The organism is Kitasatospora sp. NPDC127116, from assembly GCF_042677365.1.
Taxonomy (GTDB): Bacteria; Actinomycetota; Actinomycetes; order Streptomycetales; family Streptomycetaceae; genus Kitasatospora; species Kitasatospora lactacystinica.
In genome coordinates this window covers 48,387-60,001 of sequence record NZ_JBHXTL010000028.1, presented here as the reverse complement: position 1 = coordinate 60,001, position 11,615 = coordinate 48,387, and the positions used below count along the sequence as shown (strand labels likewise).

8 protein-coding genes are annotated in these 11,615 nt (G+C 74.3%); 4 read left to right on the top strand and 4 right to left on the bottom strand.

The genetic code is table 11. The annotated features are described in order from the left end of the window. Positions 1–172: 172 nt before the first annotated feature. Positions 173–2,527, bottom strand: coding sequence for a glycosyl hydrolase family 18 protein (locus ACFVHV_RS14355; RefSeq protein WP_380351374.1), 2,355 nt, complete (start codon positions 2,525–2,527; stop codon positions 173–175). A 316-nt stretch (positions 2,528–2,843) separates the two neighbouring features. Between ACFVHV_RS14355 and ACFVHV_RS14350 the strand changes: the two genes are divergently transcribed. Together ACFVHV_RS14350 and ACFVHV_RS14345 are read left to right on the top strand one after the other, a co-directional pair. Further along, entirely contained in the window at positions 2,844–3,491 is a 648-nt protein-coding gene (locus ACFVHV_RS14350) for a class I SAM-dependent methyltransferase (protein WP_359902682.1), read from the top strand. Between the two features lie 108 nt (positions 3,492–3,599). Continuing rightward, positions 3,600–4,733 carry a hypothetical protein gene (locus ACFVHV_RS14345; protein ID WP_380351373.1) on the top strand — a complete coding sequence of 378 codons (1,134 nt, stop codon included), beginning with the start codon at positions 3,600–3,602 and terminating at the stop codon, positions 4,731–4,733. Here the strand turns inward: ACFVHV_RS14345 and ACFVHV_RS14340 are convergent. After that, positions 4,730–6,985 (bottom strand): hypothetical protein, encoded by a 2,256-nt coding sequence (locus ACFVHV_RS14340; RefSeq protein ID WP_380351371.1) that lies wholly within the window; start codon positions 6,983–6,985, stop codon positions 4,730–4,732. The genes ACFVHV_RS14345 and ACFVHV_RS14340 overlap by 4 nt on opposite strands. 379 nt (positions 6,986–7,364) lie before the next feature. Here ACFVHV_RS14340 and ACFVHV_RS14335 point away from each other — a divergent pair, with 379 nt between their 5' ends. After that, complete coding sequence (locus ACFVHV_RS14335) at positions 7,365–7,952, top strand: TerD family protein (protein ID WP_359902675.1); 588 nt, start codon at positions 7,365–7,367, stop codon at positions 7,950–7,952. A 124-nt stretch (positions 7,953–8,076) separates the two neighbouring features. Here ACFVHV_RS14335 and ACFVHV_RS14330 read toward each other — a convergent pair whose 3' ends face one another. After that, positions 8,077–9,735: an ABC transporter permease gene (locus tag ACFVHV_RS14330; RefSeq protein ID WP_380351370.1), complete on the bottom strand. Its 1,659-nt coding sequence runs from the start codon at positions 9,733–9,735 to the stop codon at positions 8,077–8,079. Further along, complete coding sequence (locus tag ACFVHV_RS14325; RefSeq protein WP_380351368.1) at positions 9,732–10,658, bottom strand: ABC transporter ATP-binding protein; 927 nt, start codon at positions 10,656–10,658, stop codon at positions 9,732–9,734. The genes ACFVHV_RS14330 and ACFVHV_RS14325 overlap by 4 nt, the downstream gene beginning before the upstream one ends. Before the next feature lie 92 nt (positions 10,659–10,750). Here ACFVHV_RS14325 and ACFVHV_RS14320 point away from each other — a divergent pair, with 92 nt between their 5' ends. Then, positions 10,751–11,260, top strand: coding sequence for a MarR family transcriptional regulator (locus tag ACFVHV_RS14320; protein WP_359902667.1), 510 nt, complete (start codon positions 10,751–10,753; stop codon positions 11,258–11,260). Positions 11,261–11,615: the final 355 nt, after the last annotated feature.

Genomic DNA, 11,615 nt, shown 5'->3' with positions numbered 1-11,615 from the left:
CCGCCGGCCCGCCCGCGGGGGCGGGCCGTCTCCCCACCGTGGCGCCGGCTGAGTGCGGCCTGGCGCCTCAACCTCATTTGGGGGTTTTGCTCGGCGTGGCCGCGACGGGTCTCCGGGCAGTTCCCGCGCGGGCCGCCGATCATGCACTCATGCGCTCATGGCCGACGGACCGTCAGCGCAGGCTGCTGTCCATCGAGTTGAGCATCGTGCCGGAGGCGTCGTCGTTCTCCAGGGAGAAGGCGAACAGCCCGCCCAGGCCCTTGCTCTTGGCGTAGGCCCCGCGCGCCTGGACGGCCTGCGGAGTGTCGCCGGTCCAGAAGTTGGTGCCGTCGTAGACCCAGCTGCTCTCGGTGGCCGGGTCCCAGTGGGTCTGCGCCGCCGTCGGGTTAAGCTCCTTCCAGGCAGCCAGGCCGGCCTCCTGGCTCAGCGGCTTCTTCGCCGTCGGGCCGGTCGCACTCTGGTACAGGCCGTAGTTGGAGCCGGCCGGGACACCGGTCCAGCCGCGCCAGTAGAACGGGATGCCCAGCACGATCTTGTTCGCCGGGAAGCCGCCGGGGATGCCGTACTCGGGCAGGCCGGTGGTGTACGCGGCGATCGTGGTGTCCACGTTGTACTTGCGGGTGCCCGGGGTGATCGGCGTGGTCGGGTCGGCCGGGCTGTCGTGCAGCGGGTCCTGGTGGTTGGTCGGGCCCGTGGCGTCCCACGCGCCGTGCATGTCGTAGGACATCACGTCGGCGTAGTCCAGGTAGGCGCCGATCTTGTCGGTCTCCAGCTGGGCGACCTTGTCCTGGCCGCTGGGCAGCGCGGCGGTCAGCAGGTACCGCTTGCCCTGGGCGGCGCCGAGGGCGTCCAGCTGGGTGCGGAACTCCTTGAGCAGCAGGGTGTAGTTCTGCTTGTCGGCCGCGGAGTAGTGGTTGCCGGTGTGGCCGCCGGCCGAGCCCGGGTACTCCCAGTCGAGGTCGACGCCGTCGAAGAGGCCCGCCGCCGAGGCCGGGCCGCCGGAGGCGTCACCGGCCACGCCGGTCGGCAGGTTCCCCTTGAGGAACATGTCGACGCAGGAGGAGACGAAGGCCTTGCGGGAGGAGTCGGTGGCCGCCGCGTCGGAGAAGTACTTGGAGTACGTCCAGCCGCCGATCGAGATGGTGAAGCGCAGGTTCGGGTACTTGGCCTTCAGCTGCCGGAGCTGGTTGAAGTTGCCCTTGAGCGGCTGCTCCCAGGTGTCGCTGCTGCCGTCCACGCTGGTGCCGGCGCCGTAGTCGGCCTGGTAGTCGGCGTAGGCGTCGCCCGCGCCGTCACCGGCGTTCGGGTTGGACTCGTTGGCCGAGTCGGAGGCCTTCACCGCCTGGAAGCAGGTGAACTTCGTCGGGTCGATGTTGGCGAACGCGTAGTGGACGACGTCCAGCTTGGCCGCCGCGCCGCTGGTGTCGACGTTCTTCGCGTTGTACGCGTTCTCGTAGACGCCCCACTGGTCGAAGTAGGCCGAGCGGACCGGCTGCTGGGCCGGGGCGGCCGCGGTCGTGGTGCTCACCGGGGCGGACTGGGCGGAGGCGTGGCCGCCGGAGTAGCCCTGGACGCTGAAGGTGTAGCTCTTGCCCGGCAGCAGCGAGCTGACCGCGACGGAGGTGCCCATCGAGGTGGCGACGAGCTGGCCGTTGGACCACACCTTGTAGGCGACGGCGCCGTCACCGCTGGTGAGGGTGGAGGGCTGCCAGGTGAGCACCACCGCGTTGGACGTCGTCCTGGTGACCGCGAAGCCGGTCGGGGTGGTGACCTTGCCGTCCCCGGCCGGGCCGCTCGCGGTGGCCGTCGGGGTCGGGGTGGTGGTCGTGGGGGTGCCGGTCGGGCTGTTGGTCGCCGTCGGGCTGCCGGTGGCGGTCGGGCTGCCGGTCGCCGTGGGGCTCGCGGTCGGGCTGGCCGTGGCGGTCGGACTGGCGGTGGCCGTGGGGCTGGCGGTCGCGGTGGGCCCGGCCGGGCCGGTCAGGGTGAGGTCGTCCGCGTAGTACGTGCCGGTGCCGTACCAGCCGTGGGTGAAGACCGTGACGGAGGTCGTGGTGGCACCGGTGGTGAAGGTGGTGCTCAGCTGGTTCCAGCCGGTCCCGCCCGGCGTCCAGGCCGAGGAGTTGACGCCGGTGCCGGTGGCGCCCAGGTAGACGTAGCTGCCCTGGACCCAGCCGGCCAGGGTGTACGCGGTGTTCGGCTGGACGGCGACGGTCTGCTGGCACTGCGCGGTGTCGGCGGCCGAGGCGGCGCCGCTGAGCGCGCGGCTCCCGCCGTGCACCGGGGTGGTGACGACGGACCCGTTGGAGCAGGTCCAGCCGGCCAGGGTGCCGGTCTCGAAGTCGCCGTTGGCCAGCAGGTTGACCGGGGCGGCCGAGGCGGAGCCGAAGGTCAGGGCGATGGCGGCGCCGCTGGTGGTCAGGGTGGCGGCCAGGGCCAGTGCGGTGGCCCGTCTGCGCTGGGCGGCCCGGCGGCCGGCACGCTCCCCGGCGGGGTTGGCGGGCCGTGCGGGCATGACGCGATCGTGCATGCGGTGGGTCCTCCGGATGTGTGGGGGTTCCGGCGGTGCGGTGGCCCGGACGGGCCGAGGGGAGCCGGCCCGGGCGCGGTGGGGGCGCGCGGGCTGGTGACACGTGCTGACGAGCGGTGCGCGGACACGACGGGCTGCCGGCCCGTGCACGTCACGACTGAACAGATTGGACTGGACCAATATTCGCCGTCAAGGGTGTCCGCCCGCTGGACCGCCTCCGGCCCCGGCAGCGGCGGCCCCGGACAGCGGCGGCCGGGGTGGCGCGGGCCCGGTAGGTTGGCCGGTACGAGCAGGCCCGTCGAACGCAGGAGGCGCGATGGACAGCCAGGACTGGGACGACCGCTACGCCGCGAGCGAGCTGGTGTGGGGCGCGGCGCCCAACCAGTGGGTGGTCCGTGAACTGACCGGCCGCACCCCCGGCCACGCCCTCGACCTCGCCGCCGGAGAGGGCCGCAACGCCATCTGGCTGGCCGCCCAGGGCTGGGAGGTCACCGGACTGGACTTCTCCGCCGTCGCCCTGGAGCGCGCCGAACGGCTCACCGCCGACCTGCCCGACGAGGTCGCCGACCGGCTCACCTGGCGCCACGGCGACGCCCGTGCCTTCGAGGCCCCCGCCGCCGGCTACGACCTCGTCCTGGTCGCCTACCTCCAGATCCCGGCCTCGGGCCGCCGGGCGGCGCTGCGCCGCGCCGCCGACGCGCTCGCCCCCGGCGGCACCCTGCTCGTCATCGGGCACGACTTGAGCAACCTCACCGAGGGCGTCGGCGGCCCGCAGGACCCGGCCGTGCTCTTCACCCCCGAGGACGTCCTGGCCGACCTCGCCGACCGCGGGCTGCGCCCCGTCCGGGCCGAGCGGGTGCACCGTACGGTCGGCGGCGAGCCCGGGCACAAGGGCGGTGGGGCCGGCGCGGGCGGACGGGTCGCGGTGGACGCGCTGGTGCGGCTGGAGCGCGGCGCCGGGTGACTCCCGGCCGCCGGCCCTCGGGGAGGCCGGCGGCACCTGCCGTCCGGCGGAGCCCGGTCCGCCCGGCGGCGTACGACGGTTGACGAAGCGTCAACTAGCGTGTGAGCCATGAGGATTCGCGTTCTTCCGGCGGCCGTGGCCGTCGCCGCCGCGCTGCTGCTGGCCGGTTGCGGTGGTGCGGGTCCGGGCTCCGGCTCCGCCGACGAGGAGCGGCCGGGGCCCGGGCCGGTCGGCGCGTCGCCGACCGGCCCGCCCTCGGCCGCCGTGCCCTCGGCCGCCGTGCCCTCGGCCGCCGTGCCCTCGGCCGCCGCGCCCCCGGCCGGTGCCGAGCGTCGCGCCGACGGCGCCCAGCTGCTCTACCGCGCCGGGGGCGGCCGCAGCGCGCAGAACCCGGCCTTCTCCCCGGACGGCCGCTCCGTCCTGCTGACCGAGTTCAGCGGGGGCTACAACAAGGGCGCCGCCGCCCTCGGCGTCCTGCCGCTGGACGGCGGCGCCCCGCGCACGGTGCTGGCGGACCCCGACCGGGCGGCCGTCAACCTCCCGGGCGCCAGCTGGAACGCGGCCGCCGACGCCTTCGCCTTCGCCACCGACCGGGAGTCCGGGCACGACGAGATCTGGCTGATGCGGCCGGGCGGCGCCCCCGAGCGGGTGACCGGGCACGCCGACGCCAGCGGCTACAGCGAGCCGAGTTTCTCCCCGGACGGCGAGTGGATCGTCTTCCAGCAGAGCCGGGAGCCGGAGCACGCCGCCGTGCCGGGCGACGCGGCCGAACAACAGGACTCGCTCTGGAAGGTCCGCCGCGGCGGCGGCGCTCCCGTCCTGCTGGTGGACGGCCGGGGCACCGGCACCGACAACCGGCAGCCGAACTGGTCCCCGACGGGCGACCGGATCGTCTTCCAGCGGCGGAGCGCGGGCCGCGAGGACTGGTCGCTGTGGACGGTGGACCCGGACGGCGGCGGACTGCGGCAGGTCACCGGGTCGCCGGGCGAGCACACCGACCCGAGCTGGTCCCCGGACGGCCGCTTCCTGGTCTTCTCCTCCACCCTGGGCGACCTGCCGAACGCCCAGGTCTTCGTGCTGGAGGCGGCCGGCGGCACTCCCATCCGGGTGACCCTCGACGACGGCGCCTACGACGGCGCGCCGAGCTGGTCCCCGGACGGGCGGTGGATCGCCTTCGAGTCCGCCCCGGGCGGCGAGGCCGGCCCCGCCGCCCTCTGGCGCATCCCGGCGCCGGTTCGCTAGACGGCCTGGCCGACGGTGATCGTCACCACCGAGTACTGCGCGACGGTCAGCGGCACGCTGACCGTCCCGCCGGTGACGGTGTACGGGACGGCCTTGGGCGCCGGGTCGGTGCCGTCCGGGCTCGCGACGGTGACGGCGGAGACGCTCGCCCCGGCCGGGAGGGCCCAGGAGAGCGTGCAGTTGGCGGGCGTGCTGCGGAACGCCGCCGGGGTGTCGCCGAAGTTGGTGAAGTTCACCAGGTGGACGACGGTGTCGGCGCCGAGCCGCCGGGCGTCCAGGAAGATCCGGCGGTCCCCGGCGAGGGTGACCTCCGGCGGGGCGGACTGGCGGACGGCGGTGAGCAGTTGGTCGGCCGAGGCCTGGTCGGTCCTGGTGAGGTAGCTCAGCCCGGGCAGCGCCTTGACGTACCAGCAGCTGCCGCTGCCGTAGGAGTTCTGCCTGGTGGCGGGCAATGGGTCGGCCCTGCGCAGGCCGAGCACGTCGGAGAGCGCGAACTCGGTGCGCTGGCCGCCCAGTTCGTCGAGCGCGGTGGGTGCCGGGCCGGTGATCACGATCGTCCCGCCGGCCGCGACGAACCCGCGCAGCAGCGCCGCCTCGGCGTCCGACACCGCCTGGAGGTTGGGCAGCAGCAGGACCTTGAACCGGGCCAGGTCGTCGGCGGTCAGGCCGGGGCTGGGCACCGTGGCGAACGGGACGTGGGCGTAGACCAGCGCCTTGACGGTGCCCCGGAACTCGCCGAGCCAGGGCAGCGAGGCGCAGCTCATCTCCGGGTCGTCGCCGCCCCACCAGTCGGTGATCCCGGCCGGGGCTGTGGCGTTGACGTACATCCCGTTGCCCTCGCCGGGGGACACGTAGTCCCGGGACGGCGCGGAGTGGTAGACGCCGACCCGCGCGATCGACACCGGGTCGTAGAGCCTGGTCTGGTTGGTGCGCACGAAGCGGTACATCCGGGTGCGCATCGCGGCGTCCACGGTGTCGTTCTTGAACGGGGTCTTCACCTCGTACGGGTTGCAGCCGGCCGCGATCAGCTGGGACATCACCAGCGAGGCGTCGTCGGCCTGCCAGCCGTAGGAGAACGCCCAGGCCGGCTTGGTGCCGCTGGCGGCGCGGGCGTACTTGTACATGGAGATCAGGCAGACCCAGTCGGCGGCGGTGGCGTGCCGCATGCCGTCGTAGTTGCCGAGGATGTCCACCTCCCAGACCTGGCCGACGGCGCCGGGGGCCTGGCGCAGGTAGCCGCCGTCCAGGCCGATCGAGGTGGCGTAGCGGTAGTCCATCGACACGGTCTCGACGAAGGTGACCAGGTCGGGGTTGACCGAGCGGCCGGCGTCGGCGATGTCCAGCTGGAACCGGAGCAGGTTGCGGTGGCGCCACTCGACGTAGCGGCGGAAGACCGGGTCGGCGAAGTTCGCGGCCTTGGGCAGGGCGAGGCCGGTGTCGGCCTTGAACGCGGCCGCGCCCCAGGTGGAGGCGTCGCACCAGGAGAGCACGCCGTCGAAGTAGATCGGGACGTCCGGCCAGATGCCGTCCACGCCGGTCGCGGCCACGCCCTTGATCCGGTTGAGGTAGTAGTCCCGCCAGGGCGAGTTGGGACTGAGCCAGACGCTCTCGTCGCCCGGGTCGACCCAGACCACCACGCTGCCGTAGAACACGTTGGGCTTGCCGGCGAGGTCGCGCTGGACCCAGTTCTTGCCCTGGTCGTTCTTGTAGAAGGAGCGGCCCTTCTCCCCGCCGGGGGAGATCAGCTCCAGCGACGGGTAGTACATGACGACCTTGAGGCCGGCCGCGTGGGCCAGGCCGGTGAACTGCTTCACCTCGGCCATGTGGGCGGCGAACTGGGCGTCGGTGAGCCAGTCGGAGAGCAGGGTGTCCAGCTCGATGACGCTGACCTCCTGCGCCTTGAGGGCGTCCACGGCGCTCTGCATGTCGGCGGGCTCGTTGAAGGTGCCGTCGGCGATGCGGGCGTAGCGGGCCCAGTCCGGCCAGGTCTGTGCGGCGGCTCCGGCGCGCAGCCCGGCGTGGGAGGACGGCCAGAGGCCGTCGTACTGCGCCGTGCCGAATTCGTGGTCCCGTGCCGCGGCGGCCCAGGCCGTGCCGCCGGGCAGCAGCCGGACGGTGGCCAGCGCGCCGCCGGCGCCGAGGCCGGCCCGGAGCAGCCGGCGCCGGCCGAGGCGGGATCCCTCCGGTCGCTGCGGTGCTGCGTGCTGTTCGGTTCCGTCGTGCCGTTCGGTTCCTTCGTGCTGCTCGGGCATGGTGGTCCCCCCAGCGAGAGCGGGCGGCGCGCGTCGGCACGGCCCGGGAACGGTCGTGAGCACTGCGAGTCGTGGGTACTTCTCCGTCGTGGGCACGGTGAGGCGTGGGCACCGCGATCGGCGCGTGGACGGCGCGTCGGTGCTGCCGGGCGCCGTCCCGGGGCCGACCCTAGACCGTGTGCCGCCCCGGCCGTCCGGTCGCGGTCCACGGCTACGCCAGACGTCGGACCGCCGGTTCCCTCAGTGTGCGGACCGTTGTCGGGGTGAGGTCCGGGGGAGTACGGGGTACAGGTGCTCGCAGGGCACCGTCGATGATCATAAATTCTCTACAGTGCTGTAGATTCGCGGCACGGACGGTGGCAGAACGGAGGAGGACGCGATGAGCGTTTCGCTGGCCAAGGGGCAGAAGATCAGCCTGGAGAAGCCGGGGGGTGGGCAGCTGAGCCTGGTCCGGATGGGCCTCGGCTGGAAGGCGGCGGAGCGCAAGGGCTTCCTCGCCAAGCTGCTCGCCGCCGGCCGGGAGATCGACCTGGACGCCTCGGCGGTGCTGTTCGCCCAGGGGCGACCGGTGGACGTGGTGTTCTTCCAACACCTCAACAGCAACGATGGTTCGGTCCGGCACAGCGGGGACAACCTGGTCGGCGGCGCGGGCGACGCGACCGACGACGAGTCGATCACGGTCAACCTGACCACCGTCTCCGCCGAGGTCGACCAGATCGTCTTCACCGTCAACTCCTTCACCGGGCAGACCTTCCAGGAGGTCGAGGCGGCGTTCTGCCGGCTCGTGGACGAGACCACCGGCGTCGAGCTGGCGCGCTACACGCTCACCGGCGGCGGCCCGTACACCGCGCAGATCATGGCCAAGGTGCAGCGCACGGAGACCGGCTGGCAGATGGCCGCGATCGGCCAGCCGGCCAGTGGGCGGACCTTCCAGGACCTGATGCCGGAGCTGGTCAAGCACCTCTGATCGCCCGTGGCGGGTTCCGGCTCCCCGGCTCCCCGGCTCCCCGGCTCCCCGGCTCCCCGGCGTTCCGGCCTTCCGACGTCCTGACGCCCTGTCGGGCCGGAGCCCCGAGCCGCGAGCCCCGGCGTCAGTCGATGTCGCGGCGCCGGAACCCGGCCAGGGCCAGGGCGATCAGGGCGGCCGCGACCAGGGTGAGCACGGCGAGCGGCGTCCAGTCCATCGCGGCCGCCGGGAGCCGGGGCACCCGGCCGTACGGGGAGAGCCGCTCCAGGCCCGCGGGGAGGTCGAGCAGCGGGCCCAGGTAGCCGATCACGAAGGCGTACCCGGGCACCAGCCAGGCCAGCGGCGCGGCCCGGGGCAGCCAGCCGTACACCACGGCGGCGAAACCCACCGTCACCCACTGGGCGGGCGCGAAGGCCAGTGCCGCGCCGGTCAGCCGCAGGAACGCGCCCCCGTCGCCGCTGGACAGCGCCCCGGCCAGGCCGAAGCCCACGCCCGCCGCCAGCAGGACGGCGGTGGAGCCCAGCAGGGCCGCCGCCAGGTGTCCGCCCAGCCAGGCCGACCGTGACACGCCGGTGGCCAGCACCGGCACCGCCCGTCCGGCGCTCTCCTCGGCACGCGGGCGCAGCGTGGCCAGCACCGCGTGGACGCCGCCGAGCACGGCGACCACCAGCATGGTCAGCGCGGCGTAGGAGTCGGCGAGGGTGTGTCCGCCGAGCCGCTCCAGCGCCTCCCGGATCCGGTCGACGTCCCCCAGCATCGAGTCGGCGTCGCCGAGCAGCGAGCCGTACATCGCGCCGACCAGCAGCAGGGCGGCCGCGAAGCCGCCGAACAGACCGCGGTGCAGGCGCAGCGCCAGGCCGAACGGGGTGCCCAGGGCCGGGCCGCCGGTGGCCGGGCCGGGACGGGCGGCGCGCAGGCCGGCGCCGTGGTCGCGGCGGCTGCTGAGCGCGAACCCGGCGGCGGCGGTCGCGGCGGCCAGGGCGAGCGCGGGCAGCAGCGGCCACCAGCGGTCGTCCACGAAGGGGTAGCTGCGCTGCAGCCAGCCGATCGGGGAGGCCCAGGAGAGCGCGCCCGAGCCGGCGTCCCCGGCCGCGCGCAGCGCGTACGCGCCGCCGAGCACGGCGAGGGCGAGCCCGGAGGCGGTCCGGGCGTGCGCACCGAGCTGGACGGTGACGGCGGCCACCGCGGCGAACAGCAGCCCGGCGAGGGCGGTCGCGGCGCCGTACAGCGCCGATCCGCCGGCGGTGAGGCCGGGGACGCCCAGCGCGGGCAGGCCGGCCGCGAGCAGCAGGCCGAGCGCGAGGTCGGCGACGGCGGCGGTGGCCAGGGCGGCGGCGAGCGGGGCGTGCCGGCCGACGGCGGCCGAGCGGAGCAGTTCGGCGCGGCCGCTCTCCTCCTCGGCCCGGGTGTGCCGGGTGACGGTGAGGACGCTCAGCAGCCCGGCCAGGACGGCCAGCAGACCGAGCATCCGGTGGCCGAGCATGGCGCCCCAGGTGTAGTCGGCCAGGTAGTGGGCCGGTCCGCTCATCGCGAGCATCGCCGGGTTGTCCGAGCCGTGGGCGATGGAGGCGCGCTCGGCGGCGGTCGGGTAGAGGGTGTGGACGCTGTTGGCGGTGGACAGGGTGACCAGCCAGAGGCCGAGCACCCAGGCGGACAGCCGCAGCCGGTCGCGGCGCAGGGCGAAGCGGAGCAGCGCGGTGGTGCCGGCCAGGGTGGTGCGGGTCGCCGTGCGGCGAGGAGCGGCGGCGCGGCCGGTGGCCGGTTCGGCGGCGGTGGCGGTCATCGCAGGGCCTCGCCGTCGGCGCGGTGCCCGTCGGCGGCCGGCTCGTCGCCGTAGTGGCGCAGCATGAGCTCCTCCAGCGTGGGCGGGTGGCTGAGCAGGCCGCGCAGTCCGGCCGCGCTCAGGAGCCGTACGGCGGCGTCGAGTTGGGCGCCGTCCACGGCGAACCGGACCCGGTCGCCCTCGGTGTGCAGGCCGTGCACGCCGGTCAGCGCCTCCAGTCCGGGGACCGGGCGCAGGGTCCGGGCCTCGACGGTGGTGCGGGTGAGGTGGCGCAGCTCGTCGAGGGAGCCGCTCTGCACGACCCGGCCGTGCCGGACGATGCTCACCCGGTCGCCCAGTTTCTCCACCTCGTCCAGGATGTGGCTGGAGAGCAGGACGGTGCGGCCGTCCTCCTTGGCCCGGCGCACGACGTCCTGGAAGACCACCTCCATCAGCGGGTCGAGGCCGGAGGTCGGCTCGTCGAGCAGCAGCAGCTCGGCGTCGGAGGCGAGCGCGGCGACGATGGCGACCTTCTGCCGGTTGCCCTTGGAGTAGCTGCGGCCCTTCTTGGTCGGGTCGAGGGCGAAGCGCTCGATCAGCTCGTCGCGGCGGCGGCGGTCGAGCCGGCCGCGCAGCCGGGAGAGCAGGTCGATGGCCTCGCCGCCGGTGAGGTTGGGCCAGAGCTCGACGTCGCCGGGCACGTAGGCGAGGCGGCGGTGCAGCTCGACGGCGTCGTGCCAGGGGTCCTTGCCGAGCATGCGGGCGCTGCCGCCGTCGGCGCGCAGCAGGCCGAGCAGGACGCGGATGGTCGTGGACTTCCCGGATCCGTTGGGCCCGAGGAAGCCGTGGACCTCGCCGGTCTCGACGGTGAGGTCGAGGCCGTCCAGCGCGGTGGTCCGGCCGAAGGTCTTGCGGAGGCCGGACAGGGTGATGGCCTTGGTCATGGTTGTGAAGCTATCGTAGTTTCAGAAAAACGTGAATATTGGGAAGCGTTAAAGTTCGACAGGGACGAGTGATCACCGGAAAGGGGCTCAGGGTGGTGCAGGGAACGAAGGGGCCGGGGGAGCCCGAGGAGGAGCGCGAGGACAAGGCGCTGTCGGACTTCGTCGAGCGCTTCGCCGCGGAGCTGGTGGTCGCGGGCATGGGCCGGATGCCGTCCCGGATCTTCTCCTGCCTGATGGCGGAGGAGAGCGGAGTGCTCACCTCCGCCGAACTCTCCGAACGGCTGCGGATCAGCCCGGCGGCCGTGTCCGGCGCGATGCGCTACCTGATCCAGGTCGGCCTGGTCGCCAAGGAGCGCGAGCCCGGCTCCCGGCGGGACCGCTACCGGGTGCTCAACGACGTCTGGTTCGAGTCGCTGACCCGGCGCGACGAGATCATGCTGCGCTGGATCCGGGTGCTGCGCGACGGCGAGGCCACCGTCGGCGCCGGCACCGTGGCGGGGGAGCGGCTGGCGGAGAGCGCCGCCTTCTTCGAGTTCATGATCGACGAGCTGCACGGGATGCTCGGCCGCTGGCGCGAGCACCGCGCGGCCGGGACGCGGTAGCGGGTCGGCCCGGACGCGGAGCGTCGGCACGGGGGGCGTTCGGCGGCGGGAAGAGCGCGCTCACCGGCCCGGTGGAGATCCGCCCCCGCGCCGGGGAGCCGCTGCCGACGGTCGGTCGGCGCTGCTCGGTGTTCGACTCCGTGGGCCGGGACGAGGCAGGGAGGTCGTGACAAGCCCGGGCGGGGCCGCCCGTGACGAACCGTGGGCCGCCCGTGACGAGCCGTGGGGGGGGGGGGGGCGGGTGGAACGCCCGCCCCCCCCCCGGCGCGTCCTTGCCCGGTGCGAGTGGGCGCGCGGGCACGGGGGGGGGTTGGGGGGGGCGGCCCCCCACACAGCGCTCCGGAAATGAGACGGA